Source organism: Paenibacillus sp. FSL R7-0128 (assembly GCF_038002245.1).
Taxonomy (GTDB): Bacteria; Bacillota; Bacilli; order Paenibacillales; family Paenibacillaceae; genus Paenibacillus_AQ; species Paenibacillus_AQ silagei.
Map to the genome: position 1 here is coordinate 61,865 of NZ_JBBOCD010000001.1, position 25,505 is coordinate 87,369.

The 25,505-nt window shown below is 50.7% G+C and carries 21 protein-coding genes and 1 pseudogene; 15 read left to right on the forward strand and 7 right to left on the reverse strand.

Annotated features, from left to right (window positions below; all coding sequences use genetic code 11):
• Positions 1-9: 9 nt before the first annotated feature.
• The gene (locus tag NST26_RS00340) at positions 10-2,340 is read right to left on the reverse strand and encodes a helix-turn-helix domain-containing protein (protein ID WP_339252822.1); all 2,331 of its coding nucleotides are present in this window, start codon (positions 2,338-2,340) and stop codon (positions 10-12) included.
• A 254-nt stretch (positions 2,341-2,594) separates the two neighbouring features.
• On the opposite strand from NST26_RS00340, the gene NST26_RS00345 reads away from it, so the two are divergent.
• From NST26_RS00345 to NST26_RS00390, 10 genes are all read left to right on the forward strand, one after another.
• Positions 2,595-3,533, forward strand: coding sequence for an ABC transporter permease (locus tag NST26_RS00345; protein WP_340978215.1), 939 nt, complete (start codon positions 2,595-2,597; stop codon positions 3,531-3,533).
• A gap of 10 nt (positions 3,534-3,543) precedes the next feature.
• Positions 3,544-4,428 carry a carbohydrate ABC transporter permease gene (locus NST26_RS00350; RefSeq protein WP_209878628.1) on the forward strand — a complete coding sequence of 295 codons (885 nt, stop codon included), beginning with the start codon at positions 3,544-3,546 and terminating at the stop codon, positions 4,426-4,428.
• 38 nt (positions 4,429-4,466) lie between these two features.
• Positions 4,467-6,008 (forward strand): DUF3502 domain-containing protein, encoded by a 1,542-nt coding sequence (locus tag NST26_RS00355; protein ID WP_340978216.1) that lies wholly within the window; start codon positions 4,467-4,469, stop codon positions 6,006-6,008.
• A gap of 32 nt (positions 6,009-6,040) precedes the next feature.
• On the forward strand, positions 6,041-7,087 hold the full coding sequence (locus NST26_RS00360) for a glycoside hydrolase family 130 protein (protein ID WP_340978217.1): 1,047 nt from the start codon (positions 6,041-6,043) through the stop codon (positions 7,085-7,087).
• A gap of 89 nt (positions 7,088-7,176) precedes the next feature.
• Positions 7,177-11,715 carry a polysaccharide lyase family 8 super-sandwich domain-containing protein gene (locus NST26_RS00365; RefSeq protein ID WP_340978218.1) on the forward strand — a complete coding sequence of 1,513 codons (4,539 nt, stop codon included), beginning with the start codon at positions 7,177-7,179 and terminating at the stop codon, positions 11,713-11,715.
• Positions 11,716-12,016: 301 nt separating this feature from the next.
• On the forward strand, positions 12,017-13,324 hold the full coding sequence (locus NST26_RS00370; protein ID WP_340978219.1) for an aminoacetone oxidase family FAD-binding enzyme: 1,308 nt from the start codon (positions 12,017-12,019) through the stop codon (positions 13,322-13,324).
• A 31-nt stretch (positions 13,325-13,355) separates the two neighbouring features.
• On the forward strand, positions 13,356-14,672 hold the full coding sequence (locus tag NST26_RS00375; protein WP_340978220.1) for a BaiN/RdsA family NAD(P)/FAD-dependent oxidoreductase: 1,317 nt from the start codon (positions 13,356-13,358) through the stop codon (positions 14,670-14,672).
• Between the two features lie 113 nt (positions 14,673-14,785).
• Complete coding sequence (locus NST26_RS00380) at positions 14,786-14,941, forward strand: hypothetical protein (protein WP_340978221.1); 156 nt, start codon at positions 14,786-14,788, stop codon at positions 14,939-14,941.
• Positions 14,942-14,993: 52 nt separating this feature from the next.
• On the forward strand, positions 14,994-15,347 hold the full coding sequence (locus NST26_RS00385) for a nitrous oxide-stimulated promoter family protein (protein WP_340956808.1): 354 nt from the start codon (positions 14,994-14,996) through the stop codon (positions 15,345-15,347).
• A gap of 350 nt (positions 15,348-15,697) precedes the next feature.
• Positions 15,698-16,642: a DUF3800 domain-containing protein gene (locus NST26_RS00390; RefSeq protein WP_340978223.1), complete on the forward strand. Its 945-nt coding sequence runs from the start codon at positions 15,698-15,700 to the stop codon at positions 16,640-16,642.
• 53 nt (positions 16,643-16,695) lie between these two features.
• Here the strand turns inward: NST26_RS00390 and NST26_RS00395 are convergent, their stop codons facing one another.
• The 3 genes from NST26_RS00395 to NST26_RS00405 are packed head-to-tail and all read right to left on the reverse strand — an operon-like array spanning position 16,696 to position 19,280.
• The gene (locus tag NST26_RS00395; RefSeq protein WP_340978224.1) at positions 16,696-17,238 is read right to left on the reverse strand and encodes a GNAT family N-acetyltransferase; all 543 of its coding nucleotides are present in this window, start codon (positions 17,236-17,238) and stop codon (positions 16,696-16,698) included.
• A gap of 16 nt (positions 17,239-17,254) precedes the next feature.
• Entirely contained in the window at positions 17,255-18,583 is a 1,329-nt protein-coding gene (locus NST26_RS00400) for a HAMP domain-containing sensor histidine kinase (RefSeq protein ID WP_339252847.1), read from the reverse strand.
• Positions 18,576-19,280, reverse strand: a complete 705-nt coding sequence (locus NST26_RS00405; protein WP_281068278.1) for a response regulator transcription factor — start codon at positions 19,278-19,280, stop codon at positions 18,576-18,578. Before NST26_RS00405 ends, NST26_RS00400 begins: the two co-directional genes overlap by 8 nt.
• A gap of 173 nt (positions 19,281-19,453) precedes the next feature.
• Between NST26_RS00405 and NST26_RS00410 the strand changes: the two genes are divergently transcribed.
• From NST26_RS00410 to NST26_RS00425, 4 genes and pseudogenes are all read left to right on the forward strand, one after another.
• Positions 19,454-20,158, forward strand: coding sequence for a TVP38/TMEM64 family protein (locus NST26_RS00410; protein WP_339252851.1), 705 nt, complete (start codon positions 19,454-19,456; stop codon positions 20,156-20,158).
• A gap of 63 nt (positions 20,159-20,221) precedes the next feature.
• A complete protein-coding gene (locus NST26_RS00415; protein WP_051478088.1) occupies positions 20,222-20,611 on the forward strand; it encodes a DUF948 domain-containing protein in 390 nt (129 codons plus the stop codon).
• A 311-nt stretch (positions 20,612-20,922) separates the two neighbouring features.
• Positions 20,923-23,079: a pectate lyase family protein gene (locus NST26_RS00420; protein ID WP_340978226.1), complete on the forward strand. Its 2,157-nt coding sequence runs from the start codon at positions 20,923-20,925 to the stop codon at positions 23,077-23,079.
• 15 nt (positions 23,080-23,094) lie between these two features.
• A pseudogene (locus NST26_RS00425) lies at positions 23,095-23,229 on the forward strand (M48 metallopeptidase family protein); the annotation flags it as partial.
• Here NST26_RS00425 and NST26_RS00430 read toward each other — a convergent pair.
• The 3 genes from NST26_RS00430 to NST26_RS00440 all read right to left on the reverse strand — a co-directional run bounded on the left by NST26_RS00430 (position 23,220) and on the right by NST26_RS00440 (position 25,073).
• Positions 23,220-24,305, reverse strand: coding sequence for a saccharopine dehydrogenase (locus NST26_RS00430; RefSeq protein WP_036726308.1), 1,086 nt, complete (start codon positions 24,303-24,305; stop codon positions 23,220-23,222). The pseudogene NST26_RS00425 and the gene NST26_RS00430 sit on opposite strands and share 10 nt — an antisense overlap.
• A 98-nt stretch (positions 24,306-24,403) precedes the next feature.
• Entirely contained in the window at positions 24,404-24,724 is a 321-nt protein-coding gene (locus NST26_RS00435; RefSeq protein WP_036691332.1) for an ArsR/SmtB family transcription factor, read from the reverse strand.
• A 121-nt stretch (positions 24,725-24,845) separates the two neighbouring features.
• Positions 24,846-25,073 (reverse strand): helix-turn-helix domain-containing protein, encoded by a 228-nt coding sequence (locus NST26_RS00440; RefSeq protein WP_036726310.1) that lies wholly within the window; start codon positions 25,071-25,073, stop codon positions 24,846-24,848.
• Positions 25,074-25,213: 140 nt separating this feature from the next.
• On the opposite strand from NST26_RS00440, the gene NST26_RS00445 reads away from it, so the two are divergent.
• A complete protein-coding gene (locus NST26_RS00445) occupies positions 25,214-25,492 on the forward strand; it encodes a DUF6809 family protein (protein ID WP_036726312.1) in 279 nt (92 codons plus the stop codon).
• The last annotated feature ends 13 nt before the right edge of the window (positions 25,493-25,505 follow it).

Sequence of the window (25,505 nt, forward strand, 5' to 3'; positions counted from 1 at the left end):
TCACTTGCCTCACACCTTCCCCCCGCCATCCCCCGCCCGGTACTTCTTGCGGTACTGGGCCGGGGTCATGCCGTACACCTTTTTGAAGCTGGAATAGAAGGTGTTCAGGGACGAGAAGCCGAAATGCTGCACGATGGGCTCGATCGGCGAGTCGGAGGCAATGAGCTCCTGGCAGATGAACGTCAGCCGCTTCTCGGATATTTTGTCGGTGATGGACTGGGTGGTCTCTGCTTTGTACAGACTGCGGAAATAATTGACCGACAAGCCCAGGTGATCGGCCAGCATGGTGGCCGACAGATTCGGGTCGGTGAGATGACTCTCGATGAACTGGTCCACCTGTCCGATCAGGGCGATATTCTTGGATTGGCTGCGGGCGGCCGCAATGTCTTCGAGTGTTCGGGTAATCAAGGCCTCCATCCACGGCATGACGTTATCCATTGTTTCCTGCCGAATGATCTGTTTCTCGATGGACGTCAGTCCCCACGAGCTGGGCAGCGGCTGGGAGGAATGCTCCTGGATGAGCCGGCGGATGTCCATGAACAAGGTAATCAGAGACATTTTACATTCAAAATAAGGCAGTTCCCGCAGCTTCACAACCGCTGAGCGTAAGACCTCCAGAATGACGGCGGCGTCCCCCTTGAGTATGGCCTGGGCGATCTGCCGCTCCTGGCTCACAGGCAAATGATATAATTCCCCGGGTGCAGCGGGCAGCCATTCCTTCACAATGAGCGACCGGTGTCCGAACCGGAACCTCTCCTGCGTCAGATCATACGTCTCCAGATACACCTCATGCATGTCGGTTAAGCCAGGCAACGTCCGGCCCCAGGCAATGGTAGTTCCTACGGACAAATACTGCTGAATTAACTGCCCTGCCACTTGCAGCTCCTTCGCGAATTCCTCTGACAAGGGAGCCGATAAGACTACAGCCACGTGGTCGTCTCCCATATCTACGGTCTGCAGCTTGTGCCTGGACGATTGCAGCGACTCCTGAATGATATTGGACATAGCGAACCGGAGCAGGCGCCGGTCCTTCTCCGGGTACACTCCCGAGAATTCCGCGAAGTGGTCGATCCGGAAGATGGCTACGGACAACTCATCGCTTGGCAGATCAATCCCCCATTCTACGAATTGAGCGCGGATCTCCGTTGCCGAATGGTAAGTCTCCCCGAGGAAATCCCTTAAGAACCGCTCTCTGCCCAGAAATTTATTATGCCGCCATTGCTCGGTAAGCTCGTGAATCTGATTATGCTGCGAGGTAAAAACGCTCGATAAGTATTCGAGTTCATTGGCGTTCGCCTCAAGGCCGGGCTTCTCCGCCTGATGCTGCCGCATGACCCGGCTGATCAGCTCCTGAATGGGCGAGTACACCCGTTTGGAGATTAGAATAATCACCGCCAGGGAGGCCGCGAACAAGACGAGGAACAGGATCAGACTGGTGTCGCGCAGGACCGTGATTTTATTCAGAATGGCGGACTTCGGGATCATCTCAATGAAGGTCCAATCCTGGATACCCTTAACGGAGGAGTCGGCATAGACCACTAGCTTCTCCCCCTGATCCCGTGGCTGAAATAGCTTCCAGCCGCTGGCTCCCTTCATTCCGTGGCTTCTGAGCTCGGCAATCTGCTGCGGATTCATTGGCGTGCTGCTAAAAATCGTCTCGTCCCGGTCATTCAGCACGGTGATCGACCGGCTGGCGAAGTTTGAATTATTCTGCAGCAGGGTCATGAGATTATGGGTATCCACATTCATGACGAACGCGGAGATAGAGCTGCCTTTTTCATAAAATCTGACAATGGTCATCACTTCTTTGGGGGTGTTCCCGGTAAGAGGGAGAGACAAGGTTCGCGGAATGAGCACGCTGTGGTTCGCTGTTTCCGGGTCACGTAAGCGCTTAATAATATCCTGATCGTAAAAAGCGGCGGTATCATTTAACCCAAGTCTGGAGTCAATGACCGTATTCGTATAATCGTTAATCAGGTAGACCGAATCAATGGAGGGGTTGGCGTTCTTAATGTCCGTCAATTGGCTCCATACCTCATAGGTCTCGAAATCGCTGTAATGGTCCGAAAGGGCATACACCTTAAGCGCGCTGTCATTACTGGAGGAGAAGCTGAAATCAAGCGCCCATTCCATCAGCCGTGACGTATTCCGGGCCCCGTTCACGAGGAGGGATTCCGAATGATCGCCGATTTCCTCCAGCAGTGTCTTGGAAGATTGCCCATAGAGCAGTACGAAGGATACGCCTAAGACCAGAACGTTCGCACTGACAAAGTAAAAAATAAGCTTCATGTAGGTAGGGTGCCGCTTCAGCGAGGCGAAGAACGGTTGTCTGAATTTCATGGCTCTGGAACCTCCGTAATCATAACTGTCCGGCTCATTATAAGTAGATTTATTATAGCACACCGGGTATTTTCGTCTGCCGAATCGTTTGTTTTCGGAAGAGTGTTGTTTTTGGGAAGGCGGTAAATCTGCACTTGCGGGAAGGATTGGCGTTTCTCGGAATTGCTCAGGACTCAAGGGCTTGATAAGGTGAGCGCATAGATAACGGACGCTCTTGGGGCGATGACCGGTCTTGAGGAAGGGGGGATGTACAAATGAACTACCCGCTTAGCGCAGGTAAACGTTCAAAATGGAGGCATATCACGCAGAATCCTTTTCTGTATGTGATGGCTGTACCGGGGCTGTTGTTTTTCCTCGTGTTCAGTTACTTTCCTATATACGGGATTATGATTGCCTTCAAAGATTATGATTTTGCCAAGGGGATCACAGGGAGTGACTGGGTAGGGTTTAAAAATTTCGATTACTTTTTTACATCAGATGACTTCTGGACAATTCTGCGGAACACACTGCTACTCAACGTGCTGTTTATTGTGTTCACGACAGCGGCGGCCGTTCTGATTGCGCTCATGTTCAATGAGATCCGCAATAAGTATTTCAAACGGATATCGCAATCGCTTATTTTCCTGCCTTATTTCATGTCCTGGATTGTGATCGGGATGATTGTCCAATCCTTATTCGGCGGGGAAGAGCCTATGATTAATGTCTGGCTGCAAAATATCGGCATGGAGCCGGTCAACTGGATGTTTGAGTCAAGTCTCTGGCCTTATATTCTGACGGTGATCCGGGTGTGGCAAGGGGCCGGTTATCTCTCGATTATTTTCCTGGCCGCCATTACGGGCATATCGGAGGATCTATATGAGGCAGCCCGCATCGACGGGGCTTCTAAACTGCAGATTGTGACGCGTATTACGCTGCCGCTGCTGGTTCCGACGATCATGATCATGACGCTGCTGGCCGTGGGCAAAATTTTCAACGGGGACTTTGCGATGATCTATGCCATCATTGGAGACAACTCGATGCTGTATCCGACTACCGACGTCATTGATACCTTTGTCTTCCGCTCCATGCGGCAGCTGCACGATTTTGGCATGTCTTCGGCAGTGGGCCTGTTCCAGTCCATTATGGGTCTGATTTTCGTCATTGCTGCCAACTGGGTAACCCGCAGGGTATCCAAAGAATCTGCTTTATTCTAGGAGAGGTACTATGATACAGAAACATAGCGCAGCGGACCGCACCTTTACGGCATTCGCCCATACGTTCATTTTGCTGTTTACTTTATTTTGTCTGTTCCCTTTTCTGCTGATGATTGCCGGTTCCTTTACGGATGAGGAGGAGCTGATAGCACACGGATATACCTTATTCCCGCAAAAATTATCGCTGGCCGCCTATAAGGCGGTTTTGCAATCAGATGTATTGTTCAACGGCTATGGGGTTACCCTGTTCATCACGGTTGTCGGGGCCTTAAGCGCCCTGTGCATTTCCGCCATGCTCGGCTATTCACTGGCGAATAAACGGAATGTTCTGCAAACGCCCTTTCTGTTTTTTTGCTACTTGCCGATGCTCTTCTCGGGAGGGATCATTCCGTTCTATATTGTTGTCAGCCAGTGGCTGCATTTGCAGAATACGATCTGGGTGCTCATACTGACGATGTTATGCCAGCCATTCCTCGTCTTCCTGCTGGTCAGCTTCTTCCGCACCATTCCTGAGGAGCTGGAGGAAGCCGCCAGAATCGACGGAGCGAATGAGATGAGAGTGTTCTTCCAGATTATGATTCCGATCTCCAAGCCGATTCTGGCTTCTGTCGGCCTCTTCTATGCGCTGAGCTTCTGGAATGACTGGTTCATGGGACTGATGTTCATCGATAATGAGAAGTTATTCCCTCTGCAATTAATCCTGCGCCGGATGGTCTCCAATATGGAAGCGGCCAGGAACCTGATCCCTTCCGGTGCTGCGATTTCGGTCACTCCACCGACGTACGGGGTGCGGATGGCGACGACGGTACTGACCATCGGCCCGATTGTGCTGCTGTATCCGATGCTTCAGAAATATTTTGTCAAAGGTCTAACGGTTGGTGCTGTAAAAGGGTAAGCCATTCAGATTGTCCATAGATACAGGAGGGTAACGAGATGAGGTTAAAAAAATGGTTCGGCACGGCAACAACAGCGGTATTGGTGTCGTCACTGGTGCTGGCAGGCTGCGGGGGAAATGCGAAGAATGAAGGCAATACGGCGAATTCTACGAATTCCCCGTCCAGTTCAGAGGGTGCAGCGCCTGCTTCCAAGGAAGTTGTGACGCTGAAGGCTTATTTCCCAGGAGATAAACCTGCGGGGTTCGATGCTGTGCTGCAGGCGGTCAACGACAAGCTGAAAAAAGATAATATCGGAGCCGCCCTGAATATCAACTTCATGCCTTGGACCGACTACGGGAATGCGGTATCCGTGAAGATGTCTGCTGGGGAAGAGTTCGATATGTATCTTGATGCCCCTTGGCTGTCCATGAACCAGATGATCGAGAGTAAATCGTTAACGGAGCTGGATGCGGCAGTGGCTGCACGGCCCGAGCTGAAGTCGTCCATTCCGGAGGAAATGTGGGAGTATAACAAATTCGGCGGCAAAATTATGGGGATTCCGCTCGGCACCACCCAAGGCCAGCTGTATGGCGTACTGATCCGTAAGGATTTACGCGAGAAATACGGGCTTCCTGAGCTGAAAACCCTCGACGATCTGGAGAAATTCCTGTACGCGGTCAAGGAAAATGAGAAAGACATTAAGCCTTTTGTCATTAACGGAATTAAGGCCGATAAGCTGCCATTCATCCTGAGTAACTCCGCGAATCTGGCGCAGGATGAAGTACTGGAGATTGGGGTCAACATGTTCTCGTATTCGATTAAGGATAAGAAGGTCATTGGCCAATGGGAGAGCCCGACAATTGCCGATGCTTATGATCGCGTTACCAAATACTATAAGGATGGAATTATCTCCAAAAATATTGCCCAGGAGCAAAATGCCGAGACGCTGTTCAAGCAAGGTAAATATGCGGCGACCTACTATGCAGCCGATGGGGTCGAAGGGCTGAAATACTCGGAAATGCTGAAGGACGGCAGCGACAAGCTGGAGATTTTCATACCGAACGGGGAGCAGGCTAAGCCTTATACGGCTTATCAGCAATGGAACTTCCTGTGTATCCCGACGACCTCCAAGCATTCCGATGTCACTATGGATGTAGCGAACTGGCTGTCGATTAAGGAAAACCATGATCTGATGGAATACGGCATTCAAGGAAAGGACTGGGAGCCTGTCGGCGATTCGAGCTATAAGGCGCTGTCCGGCTATACCTTCCCTGGTTATGTGCTGACCTGGCGGCCGACGCTGAATCGTACACCTGACACCATGATGCAAGATGACAAGAAGTGGTTCGACTTCTCGACCAAGACGTCCAATTTTACGCTTAGTCCAATCGCAGGCTTCAACTTCAACGCTGAGAAGGTGAAGACGGAATATGCCAAAATCACTCCGCTGCACGATTCGATCTTCCTGCCGCTAAGCCAAGGCCTGATCCCTGCGGCAGAAGGAAAGAAAACGATGGAGGATAAGATGGCAAGTCTCGGCGGGCAAAAAGTAATCGATGAAATCCAGGCCCAGATTGATGCCGTTACTTCCGGGAAATAACCGTACTTCAAACACAGAAAGAGGTCAATCCAATGAAAATAACACGCAGCGCGCACAATCCGCTGATTGAAGCCGTGGATGTTGTCCCCTCCCGTCCCGATTTCCAGGTACTGGGTGCGTTCAATGCAGGCGTGGCGCAGCTACAGGATGAGACGATCCTCTTGCTGCGCGTTGCTGAAGCGCCAATACCGGACCGGGCGGACGAGGTGCTTGTTCCCCGGTTGAATGAAGCAGGGACGGAGGTGCAGGTAGAACGATACGACAAGAACGATCCGGCTTATGATTTCTCCGACTCGCGCTTCGTCGCCAAGGACGGGCAGACGGTGATGCTCACCTCCCTATCCCATCTCCGGGTAGCGCGAAGCCAAGATGGCGTTCATTTCGAGGTTGAGCCGCAGCCGGCCCTGTTCCCGGAGCATCCCTTGGAAGCATGGGGGATTGAAGATCCGCGTGTGACCCAGATTGGGGACACCTATTACATCACTTACAGCGCAGCCTCTGCGCGCGGTGTCGGCGTTGGGCTGGCGGAGACCCGTGACTTTCAGACCTTCACACGGCGGGGGATTATGCTGCCTCCCGAGAATAAGGATGTCATGATTTTCCCCGAGAAAATTGGCGGCAAATACTACGCTCTGCATCGCCCAGTGCCGAAGTCATTCGGCGCGCCCGAGATGTGGATTGCGGAATCGCCCGATCTCGACCACTGGGGGAACCACCGCTTCCTGATGGGACTCGGCGAGCAGGGCTGGGACTCGGCCCGCATGGGCGGCGGGGCAGTTCCGATCCGCACACCGCAGGGCTGGCTGGCGCTGTATCATGGCGCGGACAGCAGCCACCGCTATTGTATGGGGGCGGTGCTGCTGGATCTGGAGGACCCGTCCCGGGTCATTGCGAGATCGCGTGTCCCCGTGCTGGAGCCGGAAGCTTCCTATGAGGTGAACGGATTCTTCGGCAAGGTCGTGTTCTCCTGCGGCGCGCTGCTGCTGGACCAGACGGTCCGTATGTATTACGGCGCGGCGGACGAAGTGATGGCTGTAGCGGACATCCCGCTTCAGGATATATTAGATACTCTTGTGTAAGGGTAGGGAGGCAGTGTGAACTGCCTTCCTTAATCCCTAGTTTAGAAAGCGCTAACAAAAATCTGCTAGATAGACAAAGGAGCGTGTACATGACTGGTAACGTGCAAAGCAGGATCAAGAGATGGATCTGTCTCGTGATGGTTGGTTTGATGATCTCGACCCTCGGGTTCCAATATCCTGTATCGGCGGCGGATAGCTCGTCGCAGGAGCTGGCTGAAATGAAGCTGATGAAGCAGCGGGCGGTGGATTTCTATATCTCCAAAGACATCATCAATGACGGAACCAACGGCCGGGTCGAATGGACTTTTAAATCACAGGCCGGAACCTACTTATCGAGTCAAAAAGCGAATGGAAGCTGGAGCGATGTAGATTATGCCAATACCACCTCCAGCGCCAACGGCAGAGCCTGGTCGCCTTACCTTGCGCTGGACCGGATGCAATCCATGGCTCAGGCATTCGCAGACCCGAAGGGGCCTTACTATCATGATGAAGCCATGTTAGCTGGTATTCAGAAAGCGCTGGATCACTGGTTCACGGTCAAGCCGACCTCCACCAACTGGTGGGAGACCGGCATCGGCAAGCAGCTGCGGCTTAGCAAAATCGCGCTGCTGTGTGAAGGCTATCTGACTGCGGAGCAGGCTGCTAATATTGTCGGCACATTAGACAGCAGTCCGAATACGATCGATGGGGCGAACTCCTCCTGGTACAACCAGAATTATATGATCCGTGGCTTATTGCTTGAGGATGCCCAGAATGTCCGTAGCGCCGTAGAGGCGTTTAACGTGCTCTCGGCTGTGACGGTGACGCTGACGGGAATTCAGTCCGACATGTCCTTTTTCATGCATGGGAAGACGAATTATACCACGGGCTACGGCAGAAGCTTCGCCAGAGATATGTCCTTCTGGGCCTATGTGGTCTCGGGCACAAGCTTCGCCTACAGCCAGGCGGCCATTGACTCGTTGTCCTCTTATGTGCTGGATGGAACCAGGTATCTGGTGAGAGGCGATGTTGCCGATCTGGGGATGGGGATGAATGGGCCAGAGTGGCCGGATTATGAGAGCTCTGCGCTGACCTTCTATGAAGATCCGCTAGAGTGGATGCAGGCAGCCAACCCGAAGCGGGCGGATGAGTTCGCTGTTTTCTTGAATAATATCCGGGGTATTGGCACGCTCTCAGGCAATGGACTGGATGCGAACAATATGACGCAGTGGCAGACTCTCGTCTCCTCTCATATGCGGAAGGATTACGGAATCACGGTCAAGATGTCCTCCAGCACGGTCAAGGGCGGCGAATGGAGAACCATTAACCCAAGCGGATATAACCTGCTCTACTGGACTCCGCAAGGTGCTACTGCAATCCAGAGAACCGGAGATGAGTACAGAACCGTGTACCCGCTGATGGACTGGGCTCATGTTCCGGGAACAACAGCTCCCTATGTACTCACGAAGGAGAAGGATTTCAACAACCCGAAGACATTTGTGGGCGGTGTGACCAATGAGCGTTACGGTGCCACGGCGTTTGATTTCAATAAGCTGAATACCAGCGGGAAAAAGGGCTACTTTTTCTTCGATGATGAAATGGTAGCGCTGGGCGCAGGCATCACTTCGACGAATGCTGCACCGGTCCATACCACGCTGAACCAGAGTCTGGCAGTAGGCGATGTGCTCGTTGACGGCAAAGCCGTTGCAGACGCAACGTCGCAGGTGAACGGACGCTGGGCCTATAACGATCATACCGGTTATGTGTTCCCGGATAAGACGGACTTCCAGGTGAAGCAGGAGACGAAGACCGGGAAATGGAGCGATGTGGTTACTGGCAGTGCACCAGAACCGATCACGAAGCCGGTGTTCTCAATGTGGCTGGATCATGGCGTGAAACCGGTCAATGCGTCCTATCAATACATCGTATTGCCGGGTAAAACCGCCGGGGAGGTTGGCAGCTACGCGGAAGCAAGTCCTATCCAAATTCTGTCGAATACACCGTCCGTACAGGCGGTCCGGCACCGTTCGCTTGGCATTGCGGAAATGCTGTTCTATCAGCCGGGTACAGTCACGCTAAGAGAAGGACTGACCGTCACCGTGGATAAACCGTCGATGGTGATCGTGGATGAATCCGCGGACCCTGTCCGCATCTCGGTGGCGAATCCCGAAACGCCGGGAATTACCGTCAACGTAACGCTGAACCGGAACGGAGAACAGACCACAACCACGTACAGACTCGGTAAAGATACGTTCACCGGGCGGAGTATGACGCTGAGCGAGGGAGCTTCTATCGATGATAGAGGGTATGATCTGGCTTACAGTAAAGGTACGGTTGCTTCGTCCAGCGTGGGCAAGCAATTTGCGTCGGGTGCTACGGATCTGTACAGAACCTCCAGTTGGAGTTCGAATGCATCAGACGATGAATGGATTTATGTGGATCTGCAGGATCAATATATGATCAATAAGGTTAGACTGCATTGGGAGAAGGCTTACGGCAGAAGCTATAAAATTCAAGTATCCGATGATGCGGCCACCTGGAAGGACGTTTATGCGACCTCCATGGGGGATGGCGGCATCGATGACATTGCCTTCGGTAAGACCAGCGCAAGGTTCGTCCGGATGCTGGGCGTTCAGCAGGGAACCGGAGACGGTTACTCGCTTGCTGAATTTAACGTGTATGAAGCGGTTGCCCCCAACCTTGCGGAAGGACAGACGGCGGTGGCAAGTTCGTCCAAAGCCGCCGATGTATCAGTGGGGAATGCGGTAGACGGCTCATTGACGACCCGCTGGGGGTCCAACTATGCCGATCCGCAGTGGATTTATGTCGATCTTGGCTCCATTCAGCCGATTGCTAAGGTCATGCTGCACTGGGAAAGTTCGTATGGGAAGGAATACCGGATTGAAGTCTCCGATACAATGGAGGACTGGAAGACGGTATACAGTACGTCCAGTGGGGACGGGGATATCGACGAGATCTCTATCGATCCAGTGAATGCCAGATACGTCCGGATGTATGGAACTCAGAGAGCGAGCAAATACGGATATTCGCTCTGGGAATTCAAAGTGTTCGGACCAGAGACTGAAGCCCGTGTTCCCGCCCGGGTTGAGCTTGCGGCAGCGCCATCTTCGGTGGTGCCTGGAGGCAAAGTATCCGTTACGGGGGCCGTCTATGAGGGTGGAAATCTTCCGGTTCCCGGTGTGGAGGTTGAACTTACAGCTGCCGATGGAAGCCTGGAGGCTGCAAAAGTAACTACAGATGTGTACGGCCGGTTCAGTACGGTCTTTACCGCACCGTCCGTTCCCGGAGAGGTATCCATCTCAGCCGTTCTGCCGGCAAGCCCATCCGTGACAGGGGCAATCACCGTGTCTGTAGAAAAAGAGGCTGTGCCTACAACAGCCCGGATTGAACTTGAGGCCTCGCCGTCCTCCGTATCCGCTGGAGGCAAAGTGTCCGTTACGGGAACCGTCTATGACGGTGAAGAGCTTCCGTTAGCGGGCGCTGCGGTAAGTCTCATGGCAGCCTCAGGCAGCTTCGAACCTGCCCTTGCTGTAACGGATGAGAACGGCCGGTTCAGCACGGTCTATACGGCACCGTCCGCAGCCGGAGATGTGGTCATTACGGCTGTACTGATTGACAATCCTTCCGTGACGAATACGGTAACCGTTTCTGTAAGCAAAGCCCTGCCAGTCCCTGTTCTGATTGAACTTCAGACGGCAGCGTCTGCCGTGAATACCGGGGATGATGTATCCATCACGGGAATCGTATCAGGTAGCGACAATCTTCCGGCTTCCGGCCTGGAGGTTGAACTCGCTGCTTCCTCGGGCAGCCTGGAGCCTGCTCATGCTGTAACGGACGCAAACGGCCGGTTCAGCGCGGTCTTTACGGCACCATCCACACCTGGAGAAGTGACGATTACGGCATTCTTGAGCGCTTATCCGTCCATTACGGGAAGAATTAACGTATCGGTCAATGAGCGTTCGGGCAGCGGAAACGGCGGCGATCCCGGAGGCGAAGCGCCAGTGACTCCGTCAGTACCAGTAGTACCGCCGGTTATTGTTGGAACACCGAATAAGCCGGACGAGGGCACACCTGCACCGGCAACTCCGGTGCCCGGTCCATCCCTCACCGATATTGCCGGACATTGGGCCGAAGCTAGTATCCTTGAAGCTGTTAAGCAGGGCATCATTACAGGCTATCCGAACGGCTCGTTCCAGCCGAACCGTAACGTGACCCGTGCTGAATTCACGGTCATGCTGGCGAAGGCGCTGAAGCTTCAGAACATAGAAGCAGCGTTGTCCTTCAAGGACAGTGACCGTATTGGTTCGTGGGCCAAGACAGCCGTTGCGCAGGCAGCAGCCCTGGGAATTATTCAGGGCGATAACAACAGCAACTTCCGCCCGGATGCGCCTATGACCAGAGCGGAAATGGCTGTCATGCTGGCGAGAGCATTGCATCTCGCTCCTGTTGGCCGCTCAGCAGGATTCACGGATGACCGCGACATCCCCGCCTGGGCGGTTGGAGCAGCGGCCGAGATGAAGAAGTTAGGACTGATGCAAGGTAAGGGCAACAACAGCTTCTTCCCGAAGGATGCCGCAACGCGGGCAGAGACGGTTACAGTCCTGCTGCGGATGCTGGAAGCTAAGTAAGTATAGCCAACCTTTCATCGATATACGTTAGAACACAGCAAAGCAGCGATTCTCCTGTTAATAGGGAATCGCTGTTTTGTATTTTTGGGCAAAATATAAGAATGTATATGTTTCACGCTATACATTATCCTTCTATTTCCCGCTGAAACGGTAGTCCTTTAACAGGACGGCAAAGCCGTTTCCACTTGTGTAAACGGCTATGATCATAAGGAGATCAATGACAACCAGTACACTTATGCTATAATTTAATAAAGTGTTTTTGTGCTTAGAGAAAATTGGATAAAGGATGCATTGACCAACCATGTATGAGAATCAGACTTCTATGCACCACAAGCTCTTTATTATCGGAGCAGGTGCTGCCGGACTAATGGCCGCTGTTACTGCGAGTGATATGGGGATCGATACTGCCATTCTGGAGAGTAACGACCGGATTGGCAAGAAGATCTTAATGACCGGCGATGGCCGCTGCAACATTACGAATGAATCCACTGTGACAGATACGGATGAAGCAGCCGCTTTATCGCGCAAGTATCACAGTAATCAACCCGAATTTCCGCTTGCGGTAGTGCAGCAATATGGCGTCGGCCAGACGATTGATTTTTTCTCCTTTCTTGGGCTCCCGCTTACAAGACTCAAGGGGGGCTTGATGTATCCGATGTCGCTGCAGGCAGCGGCGGTACTTGATATTTTCCAGCTGGCGCTAGAGGATCGGAATGTTCCCGTATACCTTAAGAATAAAGTGGTGGATGTTACTGCTTCGGCAGATCATCCTCGCTTCACGATAAAATGCCTAACCGAGACAGAGGAAGAGGTTGTGTATACTAGCGACTATCTGCTTCTGTCTACGGGTGGCAACACCGGTCCGAATGCAGGCAAAGAACCTCCGGGTTATACCCTTGCCGAACGTCTGGGGCACACCCTGATTGAGCCTTTTCCGGCCATCGTGCAGTTGAAGCTGCAATATCCGAATATGAGGGCACTGTCCAGTATCAAATCTCAGGGACAAGCTCATATCATTGTAAAGGGTAAAGTCATCGGCAGTGAACAGGGTGAGCTGGCCTTCACAGACTATGGTATTACCGGTCCGCCCATTCTCCAGCTAAGCAGGAAGGCTGCCTATCATCTGGCAAGAGGAGAACAGGTGAAATTATCGGTGGATCTGACGCCGGGCCGCACAGAGGAAGAGTTAATTGATTTTTTAGAAAAGCTCTGGGAGACCTTTGGGCACCGGACCGTGGCGGATTCCCTCGTGGGTATCTTCAACAAGAAGCTTGTTACGGTCCTGCTTAAGGAGACGGGCTTAGATCAACAGCCACAGCTTCTTTGCCAGAATCTGCCGCCCAAAACTAAAGAGAACTTTTATCGGCTCTTGAAGCGTTGGGAATTTAAAGTGACGGATACCAATGGCTTTACGAATGCGCAGGTGACCGCCGGCGGGATTGATACGTCGGAACTCACCCGGGGAACGCTGGAATCCAGGCTTGTGCCTGGGCTGTATTTAGCCGGCGAAGTGATGGATGTGGACGGAGACTTCGGCGGATATAACCTGCAATGGGCCTGGAGTTCCGGATATGTGGCCGCCATGGCGATAGCTAAGTCCATTCAATAAATTTATTAGGAAAAGGGATGCATCAATTAACATGTATAAGGATCAGACTTCTAGGCACCACGAGCTGTTCATTATCGGTGGGGGTGCTGCAGGTCTAATGGCTGCAGTTACAGCGAGGGATCAAGGTATTGATACAGCCATTATTGAAAGTAATGACCGGCTCGGGAAAAAAATAATCACGACGGGTAACGGGCGTTGCAACATTACGAACCAATCCACCGCCACAGGTACGGATGAAGCGGCCGCTTTATCCGTCAAGTATCACAGCAATCAGGCAGGCTTCCCAATACATGTACTGCGGCAATTCGGTGTCCGCCAGACAATCGATTTTTTCTCCTCGCTCGGGCTTCCTTTTATGAGCTTAGAGAACGGCCGGATGTATCCGATGTCGCTGCAGGCGGCTTCGGTGCCGGGGGTGTTTAAGCTGGCACTGGAGGACCGGAATGTTCCCGTCTATTATAAACATAAAGTGCTCGATGTGACCGTCTCGGCGGGACATCCGCGGTTCGCGATAACCTGCCAGACGGATACAGAGGAACAGGTTGTGTATACCAGCAACTATCTTTTTCTATGTACCGGAGGCCTTACCGCTCCCAAAACCGGAACAGACGGCTCCGGTTATACGCTTGTCCAGCGTCTGGGACACACCATGATCCACCCGGTGCCAGGCATTGTACAATTGAAGCTGGATTACCCGTATTTGAAGGAGCTGTCGGGCATCAAATTTGAGGGAGAGGCCCATGTTATCGTAAAGAATGAAGTCATCCGCACGGAGTCTGGCGAGATTCTTTTTACGGACTATGGTATCTCGGGCCCGCCTATACTTCAGCTAAGCAGAAAGGCTGCGTATAATCTCGGCATCGGAGAATCCGTGACCCTGTCGGTGGATTTGATGCCGGAACGCACGGAGGAAGAGTTAATTGATTTCCTGGAGATCCACTGGGGGATCTTCGGACACCGGACAGTTGCCGATTCCTTCGTGGGCATCGTCAGCAAGAAGCTGATTCCCGTGCTGCTGAAGGAGGCTGGAATTGATCAACAGCTGCATCTGCTGTGTCAGGATCTATCCTGGAAAACCAAGAAAATATTCTATAAATTATTGAAGCGTTGGGAATTTAAAATCACCGATACCAACAGCTTCACGAACGCCCAAACCACTGCCGGTGGCATCGATACTACGGAGCTAGTTGAAGGAACGCTGGAATCTAAGCTGGTGCCCGGGCTCTATTTAGCCGGTGAGGTGATGGATGTGGACGGCGATTGCGGCGGCTATAACCTGCAATGGGCCTGGAGCTCCGGATATGTCGCTGCGATGGCGCTTGCTGACCGGCGTGCCCGGACCACGTAAGAGGCTAGATCGTTGCTGGCTCGTGGCGGGGGAACCAAACAAGACCATCTGGAAAGATGGTCTTTTCCATATCATTTCTAAAGGGATAAATAAAAATGAATGGTGGGGTCAATGTGACGAAGGATCAATCGAAGGTGACCCGTTATTTCCACGAGATTGGGCGAATGGGAAATAGCTTGCCTGAACAGGTTCGGCCTCAGGTCTTGGAGGCGTTCTTCGATGTGTTTGAAGAGGATCTGGACATTCTTGAAGATCTAAGGGATCGTTGATAGGACTAGATTTAGATGAATGAGTTCAACTAAGTCAAGGAGGCCTTATTATATGAGCAGAGCAGCAGAGCAGCTCTTGGACGACGGCCCTGTAATCCGCAAAGAAAAAATGATAGCTGCAAAAATGATTCGTATCTATTGCAAGAAAAAACATCATGAACAAGAGCTCTGTGAGGAATGCCGGAACTTAAATGAGTATGTTATGAAAAGACTCTCCTCTTGCAAATTCGGTGAAGAGAAACCCGCTTGTGCGAAGTGTCCGATTCATTGTTATAAACCGGTCTACCGCCAAAAAATAAAGGGGGTTATGCGTTTCTCGGGACCCTGGATGTTGTTGTATCATCCATTAGAGTCCATAAAGCATATCCCCATACCGGAGAAGATAAAAAGACCGCTGTCCCGATAGTTGGCAGCAGCGAAGTACATGGAGCGTTCTTGCTTCTACGGCTGCCTGTTAACGGGGTGTTTCCGTATTATCATTAGAAGAGTGGGGGACTGGTTAGAATGGAAAGGAGGGCCAGCGTTTGTCCGGGAACGAGATGAGGGAGTTAGAGGACTAGGATGAGGCTGATATATAAATAAAAAACCCAACTCTGCTAACGAAGCGGAGAAGGGTTTTTTCAGGATATAGTCGGCTCTACTAACGAAGCGGAGAAGACTGTATCCATCCGTATTATTTCTGTGTATTCATGATATTATGTATGTGTACGAAAGTCAAGTCACACGTAATCATCTTGGTTATTTAGGATGTGTACAATGATCTATAATATCTACTTCGATGAAGCAAATAAAATTGACCAGCCGGGAAAAGCAAATTCATATTACGGTGCATATGGCGGAAGTGAGCAGACAATGTCAGAAATAAGGCATTCCGTACAACGTATTTATAATGAGCTTGGAACTAAGAGCGAACTCCATTTCAGGGAGTACAACCATGACCAGTACTTAAAGAAATATTTTAAGGCTCTCCATTATATTATTAATCAGGATATTAATATTAATATTCTGATTGTTAGCAACACAGAAGCGCATAGTATAGCTAGACAACTGAACCTGACAATGATGGAGCTTCGAAATCTTTTTTATATCAAAATTCCGGAGAGGCTATTCTATGGAGTAACCCGGCACTTGCATGGTCAGGTGGATGTTAATATTAAAATTGATCGTAACGATGAATACGACGCTCTTGGACTTCCTGCAAAAATTAAAGAACAGATGAACGCACATTCAGTTTATCGGAGCAAACGGTACAAAATTTTAACTGTTGAGTCCGAAGAGTCCCATGAGTCTATTCCCCTGCAAATTATTGATACATTCATGGGAATTGTAGTGTTTTTGATGGAAAAAAGCTACATGGCAGTTTCAAACACAACTCTGATAAAGAGTGATTTAGTGTATCGTTTTTTATTAGAGGGTGATAATATCGAGCGATTTATGAAACAGATTAAGCTCTATTCATGGAACGGCAATGAGAACTTGTCTGAATTGTCTGTAGGTAATTACGTATCTCAATTTATGGTACATAAAACTCGTTATGATGTTTCAGAAATAGCCAAGCTTCAGGCGGTTATGTTAAGGAACCCTAATCTATCTGCAATGGAATACCGTAAGCTAATGGAGTATCCTAACACGTTAGCACGTATGTTGTTGGGGTATAAGGATGAGGTTGAAGGTAGGGGAAGGAATTACTCATTAAGATAGCAGCATTGAACGTGCCAAGGAACAGGATGGCCCTGCGCCTTGGCTTGTCGTGGTTACACATTCCCCTGCCCCAGCCACTCCCGCTTCAAAATCGCAAATTGCTGGGTATTCTCGTACTTCGGGGTTCCGTCTTCGTTCTTGGTGAAGGAGATGAATTCCATGAAGCAGCCTTCTCTGCGCATACCCAGCTTCTCGCAGAGCTTCTGCGATCTGGAGTTGTCGTCCTCGACGTAGGCGTAGATGCGTCTGGCTTCCTGCTCCAGGAAAAGATAGCGCAGCAGCGCGCGGGCGCTTTCGCTGGCATAGCCGACGCCTTCGTAGGCCGGATTGAAATGCCAGCCCACGCTGTAGGTATCCGGCTCTTCTTTCATGCAGAACAGATCGCCAATGAGGGCCCCGGTCTCCTTCAGGATGACGGCCAGATGGGAGTCATCCTGACTCCGTTCGCTGGCGGTGGCGATGGCTTCGTCTAACGTGGAGAGGCGTTCGCTCAGGAAACAGTTCACCCGCGGATTCGCCAAATATTCCAGCATCCCTGGTGCATCTGTCTCCCGGAAGTTTCTGATGATTAAGCGGTCGGTAGTAAATTTTTGCATGATGATCCTCCCTAAATTAAGTGAGCGTGTTATTTACCGGCAAGCGGATGTGAACGGAATACCTGCCGCCATTGCTTGTGAATGTGATTTCGCCCTTATGCTGGCTGATGATTTTGTGGCAGGTCTTGAGGCCGATTCCGGTGCTATGCACCTCATGGGCCTCCTTTTTTATAACATTCGTGATATCTATCAACAGCCAGCGGTCTTCGATTCTATACGCAATCGTTACGGCCGCAGACGTATCGGCATACTTCGTAATGTTGGAGAAAAGGTTGTCGAATACCCGCCTGAAGGAGATCAGGTGAAGCTCCACGCGGAAAGGGACAGGGGAGGGCTCCCATGCTACCCGGAAGCCGTGATTCTCCAGCAACATCGACTGCTCATCGATTAACTGATCCATGAGCTGAATCCCATCGTAGGACTCGAACTCCAGATCATTCTCCTCTGTGTTATACACGGTGAAGTACTCGAATAGCTTGTCGGACAGATGCTTGATCTGATAGGCTTTTTCCCTGCTGCTGTGAATGTATTTCGCTAACGCGGCCTGATCCTGATATTTCTTGTATTCGATGATGTCCAGGTAGCCGACCAATGCGGTGAGCGGTGTACGCAAATCGTGGGACATGGCGGTGACCAGCTCGCTGTTGGCGACTCTGGCCTGCTCCTCGCTCTCCAGGCGCTCGATGAACGATTTCCTCATCTCATTGATGCTCTGGGCCAGAGACGATAGCTCATCCTTCCCCTTCAGCGTAATCGGATAGTCCAGATTCCCGCCCTCCAGAATCTTAATCTCTTTCTCCAGCACGCCAATATAAGAGGTCTTCTTGTTGATGAAGAACAGGACCAGGACAATGAAGAATAAGAACGACAGAATCACACCCAGAATCGTAATGAGGTTGTAATACTTGTATTCAAAAAAATACTCCATATAGACCTGAGCAGTCGTATCCGCAAAGGTAACCGTGGAATATTGGGATTTGCTGAAAATGTTAGGGTCGGGCAGAAACCTCGTATTCTCGGTCTTGATGGTGTACCCGTCTGTAGAGTAGAGAAATTGGTTGTCCTTATAGAGATAGAGATTTACGTATTTGGTTTTCCTGACCCATTCAGCTATTTTTGCGTCATCCTTAAGCGACAGATGCTGCCCGGAGATATATTCCTCAAGTGCCGGAAGGGCTTGCTCTTCTTGCTTGTTAATGAACGAGCTTCTGGTCCGGTAATGCTCCAGCAGATCTTCGCCTGTGGACTGCAGCAGCAAGAACAGTGCCGCTGAAGCCAGGAACGAACCGATCAGGCATAGGATTAATTTGAGTTTCAGCCTGCTCCACCGCAGCTTGTTATTCAATCCGGTACCCCTTTCCCCAGACGGTTTTGATGAACTTGGGATTCTGCGGGTCCTTCTCCAGCTTCATCCGCAGATTGCGGATATGAACCATCACCGTATTGTTACAGCTGTAGAAATAAGGCTCGCCCCATACACTCTCATACAGATTCTGTGCCGAGAAAATCTTATTGCGGTTGCCGGCCATCAGCGCCAGCAGCTTGTACTCAATTTCGGTTAGGGTCAGCTCCTTCTCATTCATTCTTACCTCGTTGACGGTAGTATTCACGCTTAGCCCGTTGAAGGTAATCACATCTGAGGGGGCAGAGGTATCCTCCTTGCCTTTGTATACATAATACCGCCTAAGCAAGGCCTTCACCCGGGACACCAATTCGGTGTAGGAGAAGGGCTTGGACAGGTAGTCGTCACTTCCGGCCGAGAAGGCCAAGGTTTTATCAGAATCTTGAGTCTTAGCTGTAAGAAATAGGATAGGCGCGCTGGTCATCTCACGTATCTCCACGCAGGCCTTAATTCCCGACTTCCGGGGCATCATCATGTCCAGAATGATCAGGTCAATGGTATCGTCTACTTTATTCACGGCATCTTCCCCGTCAACAGCCTCAACGACATGGTATTGCTCACTCTCCAGCAGCACCCGGACAATCTCACGGATCTCGTGGTTGTCGTCGGCTATAAGTATGGTCTTCGCAGGATTCATCATCCATCCCCCTCCCTTCCTGAGCTCTCACTGTGCTTCCATTATAGATTGTAGATAGCTCTTAAACCACAGGCGGCCAGGCTACTTAAGAATTCTTAAGGAAGTTCATGCCCGGATCTTAAGAATATTCACCTAAGCTGGAGATATTATAAGCCAGTGAAGAGAGGGATTCGTAAATGGATTGGTTATTACACAAAAAGCGGGTCAGCAAGGTTCTCCTCGCTTGCGTAGGCCTTGTGACAATTATAGTATTCATCAGATACCTGCCGGAGCTTCTGCGGCTGACGATGTCGCTGGACGGCTTCCGTGATTATATCCTCTCTACGGGGAAATTAGGCCCGGTTATGCTGGTGCTCTTCCAGATTCTCCAGACGGTAATCGCCCCGATACCGGGGGAGGTCGTTCAAATTGCCGGGGGATACATCTATGGGACAACTCTAGGGGTGGTCTTCGTGACTGGGGGAATGCTGCTGGGGGCGATGATCGCCTTCTACTTCACCAGATTCCTGGGCGGGTCTTTCATTGATAGCTTGCTTCAGAGGGACAAGTTCAAGTGGATGCGAGGGATGATGGATAATAACAAATTCTCGATTTTCCTGTTCATTATCTTCATTATTCCCGGACTTCCCAAGGATATGTTCATCTATGCAGCGGGATTGACGACGATGAAGCCCTTAAGATTCTTTACGATCCTGCTCATCGCCAGATTTCCGTGGCTGCTGGCCTCCGTAAGCATTGGGGCTAATATCTACGATAAGAATTATGGACCCACTATCGTCATCTCCGCGATCTCTGTTCTGGCCTTTATCTTCGGATTAATCTATAAAGACAAACTGATTGACAAATTATCTTCCTTCAAAGGTGGTAAAAGCGGGCTGTAGCCGCAACTGTTGGAATGTTGTCTGTATCTTGGACATAGAGTGGAACTACAGGAGGCGTTGCATATGTTAATTCAGCTTAGTGTTGCTTTTGCTGCGGCCGCTTTTATTGCTCTGGCGGTGTTCTTGATTCTTACACTGCGCAAGGGAATGACCACGCTCGGGGAGACCAATAAGACGCTGGGCGAGGTGAGAAATGCCATACATGGATTGACGGGAGAAGCGACTCAGCTCATTCACACGGCGAATCAGGTCACCCGGGATGTGAAAGGGAAGATCAAGACCATCGATCCGATCTTTGAATCTGCGCACAATGTAGGGGAAGTTATTCAGACGGTGACCGAGACCTTCAAGAAGAACGCTACCGACATCGGCCAGAGCTTGAACCCAGAGCCGGAGAAGGCTGCGGTCAAAAGTAAAAGCGGCCAGATCCGCGTCAATACGAAGTTTCAGTGACCTTTGTGTCATCGATAAGAAGCGTCAGTTCAAGGCACCCCGGGCGGGTGTCTTTTTGTATGCAGTTATCATTTCGCTGCAAAATAATCATTTTCTCATAATAGTGCATAATTAGAGGTGATATGAGCAAATGATTGTTTCAGCACTAATTCGGCTTCTGATATGCTCGGGGTATCCGACAGGTTCATTTCCGTCTACTTCAAGGGTTCGGATCACCCGGTACAAGAGGAGGGCAGACACCGAAATTCCACAGGTTATTGCAAGCGGTTACAAATGTATTCTGCAACAAATTTAAATCGGGAGGCAAATCAATGAATAGAATCGTTGCGAAGGTAACCAGTATAGTATTGTTGTTTTCTCTTGGACTCACTCTGTTATTCAGCGGGTGGGGAACGGCGGTGGTACACGCTGCAGGACTTACGGTAACAGGCAGTGGAGGCGGAAATGAAGCTGCCTACGTGGAGTGGTCACCTGTCAGTAATGCATCCGGCTATAAGGTATTCGTCAAAGCGGCAAGCGCTGCAGATTCCCAGTATCAGCAGCTTCATAATGAGCTGATCCGCAAGTATGGCTCTTACTGGAGAGCAGATGCCGTAGGCCTTGCGGCCGGAAGCTATGTTATGAAGGTGGAAGCCGTGCTGTCAGGCGGGGGAACGGCAAGTGCAGTGACAGGTACGCTGGCCGCCGCGCCGTATGACCGGTCCGGGTTTGCTTTTGCAGCCCAATCTCCATATGGTACAGGCTCCGGCGCTTATACTGACAATGGAACGCTGAAGAGCGGGGCGCAGGTGCTGTATGTCACCTCTCAAAATGCACAGACTGTAACGCTTCCCGTAGTCAGCAGCTCGGGTACGGTGCAGACGGGGGTAGGTCTTGGCGGCATTCTCTCGCTCCGGCAAAAAGGCTATGACACCACCCCGCTCGCAATCCGGCTTATCGGCAAAGTGACGGCTGCTGATCTGAGCGGACAGCTCAATAGCGGCGGTTATCTGGAGGTGAAGGGGAAAAGCAATTATACCGCAATGAATCTGACAATTGAAGGGATCGGCACAGATGCGTATGCCTATGGCTGGGGGCTGCTGCTCAGATATGCAGGGAATGTAGAGGTTAGGAATCTCGGCCTGATGCTCTTCCCGGATGATGGCATTTCCATGGATACAGGCAACGCGAATGTATGGGTGCATAATAATGATATTTTCTACGGATCAGCGGGCAGCGATGCGGACCAAGCCAAGGGCGATGGCTCCACGGACCTCAAGAAAGGCTCCACCTATATCACCATTTCGTACAACCACTACTTCGATTCCGGCAAAGCAGCTCTGGTCGGACTTAGCGAATCCGCAGAGTTCTTCGTCACCTTCCACCACAACTGGTTCGATCATTCCGACTCGCGTCACCCGCGGATCAGAGTAGCCTCGGTCCATGTGTATAATAACTTCTATGACGGCGTGTCAAAATATGGTGTGGGTGTAACTACCGGCGCTTCGGCCTTCGTGGAAGGAAATGTGTTCAGGAATACCAAGAACCCGATGCTAAGCTCCCTGCAAGGCACAGATGCTCTGGGCGAAGGCACGTTCTCCGGGGAGAACGGCGGGATGATCAAAGCCTTCAATAATAGTGTGGTTGGGGCGGCAAGTCTGATCTATGCGAACTCCGGTGCAGGAACGGCACCGGCGAATGCGACTTCATCGGATGCATATCTCGCCTCATCCAGAAGCGAAGCCGTTCCCGGCTCGTACAAAGCACTTGTCGGTGGAACAGCATATAACAACTTCGATACGTTAGTCGATACAGGTGTTAGCGCAGCAGCTGTCGATAACGTAAGCGCAGTAGAGCAGAAAGTTACAGCGGGAGCAGGACGCCAGGGCGGCGGTGACTTTAGCTGGAGCTTCAATAACGCTGTAGATGACACCGCCTATGCCCTCAACGCACCATTAATGTCAGCCATCCGCAGCTACACCTCGGGGCTGGTATCTGTGGGAGGCAACGCTAATCCGGGAGGCCCATCGCCGACTCCGGCAGCAACGCCTGTGCCAACGGTAACTCCGGTACCGACAGCGACTCCAGTGCCAACAGCGACTCCGGTGCCGACAACAACTCCCGCGCCGACAGCAGGGCCAACGTCAACGCCTGCTCCGGGAGCGGCGGTTCACAATTTTACAGCGTCCGGGACTTCGAGCAGCTTCTTTACCATTCAAGGCAATCTCTCCACCAGCAAGGGAACGGTCTCCTATAACGGACTGACCTTAACGCAATGTCTGAAGATCGAGAGCGCCACCCGCATCCAGTTCACCGCAGCCAAGGCTTCAACGCTAACGCTGATATTCAACTCAGAGGGGTCGAAGATTAAAGTCGATGGGACAAGCTATCCCATAACGAACGGTGTGGCCACCGTCTCCCTTGCAGCGGGTGCGCATACGATTACGAAGGATAGTACGGCTAATTTGTATTATTTGGTGGTGGAATAATATAACTACCAACCCCATTATCGCTTGGCGATGGCATCATTGGAAGTGATGGATTGTGTCATGATTCATGAAATGTACCATATTAACCACATGAATCATGACCGTTCTTTCTGGCGGCGTATTGGTAATATAGTGCTGGATCAGGAATAAGATACTTGAACACCGTATTGTGTGAAAAAGTGAGTGACTGCATCCATGTCCATGCGGTGATCGAACAAGTGCTCAGGATAATAAATGCCTGGAGCCATCGGCTCATCCGTAGACATCATCAGCAGTAAATTTTCGGCCTGCACCGCAGCGCCAAGCGCAGTCATATGGGTCTGACCGAGTGGATCGGAGACAGTCATCCTGCGTTCCACTACGTTACCCTTCGCATCCATGCCTTTCAACAGAATCACCAGGTGATGAGCACTCCCGGTTCCCGGATTGTACAATAATTTCCGTCTGAAAGGCTTGAATCGATCCCCACTAATCATCTTCCATATTCCGGTTTTGACCAGTCCTGCGAGTGCATAAGTGGAAACCTTATGATCGAAGGAGATGCGAAAGCTGGCAGAATCGATATGATGGGTACGAGGCAAGGTGACATGATCAGGAGTATCCAGTCTGTAACAGTGCGTCGCGTATCCATTTGGAAACTGTATTTTAACCGGGTCAGTCATGGGATAGACAAGCCGGCTCGTATTGGATTGAGTGATATGAAAAGGAATGCTCATCCGGTCCATGAAGGCTGCTGAATCCGGGCCGGCCTTATCCCGCAGGGAGTACAAGGCATGGATGTTAACTTCAACGTTCTGAAGCGATTTCGAGAGCATCATTGCAAACAGGGAGGCCGTTCCCGCCATCCATCCGGAAGAGAGAATCACGGGGGCATGAAGCTCTTCCTGATCTATTGTGCGGATCGCTTGCTGAAACACTTCTGTCCAGCGTGTGACATCAATGAGTGGAATTTTTCTTCGTACTGCTGCAACCAGTAGTCGGTCATCCAGATCGTTCACCGCATTAATGATTAAAGTTATATTTTCTCCTGCGTGAATCAGCGGATCGACTGCCTGGGTATCAACAACAACCGTGTGCACCCGGTCCGATGGGAAAGGGGCTGCTTTGCCAGCAGAACGACCGCCAAGCACTAACTCCAGATCAGGGTGCCTGTCATGCAAAATGCGGGCAATCTGTACCCCTACAGCACCATAGCCTCCAGCGATGAGAACCTTTTTTCTATTCATTTGTTAACCTCCGTTTATAGGTTTATGTACTTATATGTTTAAACTATTGAACATAATACTGTGAAGAAAAGGAATGCGGTTCACCAGCGCGGCGTGCGCTAGCTCTGACATTCCACTTCTACGAGATGAACGAGCTGTTTGAGCAATTCGATAGCATCGTTGAACTCCAGTTTGTAATACATCTCAGTCCCTTTTTTCTGAACCGACAGCAGCCCGGATTGGCGCAATATTTTCAGGTGATGAGAGACTGTAGGGCGTGACATGGGAACATGCTCTGCAATCTGTGATACGTTCATGCTGTCTCGGTCAATGAGCAGCGATATGATTCGCTGGCGAACGGGATCTCCCAGACCTTGAAGATAAGGGCTTAGATTCTCGAAAATATCAATGACTTGTTGATTACCTATCGACTCGCTCATGGCTCACTCCGTTATAATGTTTAATTGTTTAAACGTATTATAGCCTTACATGCCACCAAAATCAAATTTAATATTCATGCCATATGAAAATAGCTGTTCCGCTTGTACAATAATCTTCATATCAATCGTTCTCTTTACTATCAACCAAATCAATAATCTCCCGTATATCCTGAATATTTAAAGCCTCTGCAATTCTAATGATATGGCTAAAATTAATACTTTCTCGTTTTCCATTGGCCAGTTCGCTTAATGCAGCATGGCGGACATGCGATAGTCTAGACAACTCCCGCATCGAAATCTTATGCTTTTTAGCTAAATCAGCTATGTTTACCACTATTCTTTTTCCCATAGTAATCCCTCACTCATCCTGAATATTTTATTGACTTTACGTATAAGCGTATCGCATAACTGCCTTTTATTCGGTACGCTTATGCGTAAGACGAGCATTTTCAGTTCGAATTTTTTTTGTATATTAGAAAGGAGGCCCCAATGCCGAATATTCTTGAATCGCTATATCATGGCAGTTTATTCCCCGGTGAAGATATGATCTCCAAAGACCCTCATTACCGCCCGCTTAACAAGCAGATTACTGAATCTCTTGAGGCTTGGAGGCAGAAACTGTCCTCGGGCGAGTTCGAGGAACTGGAGTCTTTATTGGAACTGTATTCCCAAGTGCAGGGAATGGATATGACGGCTGCATTTGTGTCCGGGTTCAAGGCCGGAACGATGATGATGATTGAAGTGCTGGCTGATGAGCACCATGTTTAAATGATAACGACCT

What these genes read in the sequence shown, in the direction of transcription:
- NST26_RS00445 (WP_036726312.1), top strand. Translation starts at nt 25,214, where the DNA reads ATGCCGAATATTCTTGAATCGCTATATCATGGCAGTTTATTCCCCGGT.
- NST26_RS00385 (WP_340956808.1), top strand. Translation starts at nt 14,994, where the DNA reads ATGAGCAGAGCAGCAGAGCAGCTCTTGGACGACGGCCCTGTAATCCGC.
- NST26_RS00395 (WP_340978224.1), bottom strand. Translation starts at nt 17,238, where the DNA reads ATGCAAAAATTTACTACCGACCGCTTAATCATCAGAAACTTCCGGGAG.
- NST26_RS00415 (WP_051478088.1), top strand. Translation starts at nt 20,222, where the DNA reads ATGTTAATTCAGCTTAGTGTTGCTTTTGCTGCGGCCGCTTTTATTGCT.
- NST26_RS00410 (WP_339252851.1), top strand. Translation starts at nt 19,454, where the DNA reads ATGGATTGGTTATTACACAAAAAGCGGGTCAGCAAGGTTCTCCTCGCT.
- NST26_RS00340 (WP_339252822.1), bottom strand. Translation starts at nt 2,340, where the DNA reads ATGAAATTCAGACAACCGTTCTTCGCCTCGCTGAAGCGGCACCCTACC.
- NST26_RS00350 (WP_209878628.1), top strand. Translation starts at nt 3,544, where the DNA reads ATGATACAGAAACATAGCGCAGCGGACCGCACCTTTACGGCATTCGCC.
- NST26_RS00360 (WP_340978217.1), top strand. Translation starts at nt 6,041, where the DNA reads ATGAAAATAACACGCAGCGCGCACAATCCGCTGATTGAAGCCGTGGAT.
- NST26_RS00405 (WP_281068278.1), bottom strand. Translation starts at nt 19,280, where the DNA reads ATGATGAATCCTGCGAAGACCATACTTATAGCCGACGACAACCACGAG.
- NST26_RS00440 (WP_036726310.1), bottom strand. Translation starts at nt 25,073, where the DNA reads ATGGGAAAAAGAATAGTGGTAAACATAGCTGATTTAGCTAAAAAGCAT.
- NST26_RS00430 (WP_036726308.1), bottom strand. Translation starts at nt 24,305, where the DNA reads ATGAATAGAAAAAAGGTTCTCATCGCTGGAGGCTATGGTGCTGTAGGG.
- NST26_RS00370 (WP_340978219.1), top strand. Translation starts at nt 12,017, where the DNA reads ATGTATGAGAATCAGACTTCTATGCACCACAAGCTCTTTATTATCGGA.
- NST26_RS00435 (WP_036691332.1), bottom strand. Translation starts at nt 24,724, where the DNA reads ATGAGCGAGTCGATAGGTAATCAACAAGTCATTGATATTTTCGAGAAT.
- NST26_RS00390 (WP_340978223.1), top strand. Translation starts at nt 15,698, where the DNA reads ATGATCTATAATATCTACTTCGATGAAGCAAATAAAATTGACCAGCCG.
- NST26_RS00345 (WP_340978215.1), top strand. Translation starts at nt 2,595, where the DNA reads ATGAACTACCCGCTTAGCGCAGGTAAACGTTCAAAATGGAGGCATATC.
- NST26_RS00365 (WP_340978218.1), top strand. Translation starts at nt 7,177, where the DNA reads ATGACTGGTAACGTGCAAAGCAGGATCAAGAGATGGATCTGTCTCGTG.
- NST26_RS00355 (WP_340978216.1), top strand. Translation starts at nt 4,467, where the DNA reads ATGAGGTTAAAAAAATGGTTCGGCACGGCAACAACAGCGGTATTGGTG.
- NST26_RS00375 (WP_340978220.1), top strand. Translation starts at nt 13,356, where the DNA reads ATGTATAAGGATCAGACTTCTAGGCACCACGAGCTGTTCATTATCGGT.
- NST26_RS00420 (WP_340978226.1), top strand. Translation starts at nt 20,923, where the DNA reads ATGAATAGAATCGTTGCGAAGGTAACCAGTATAGTATTGTTGTTTTCT.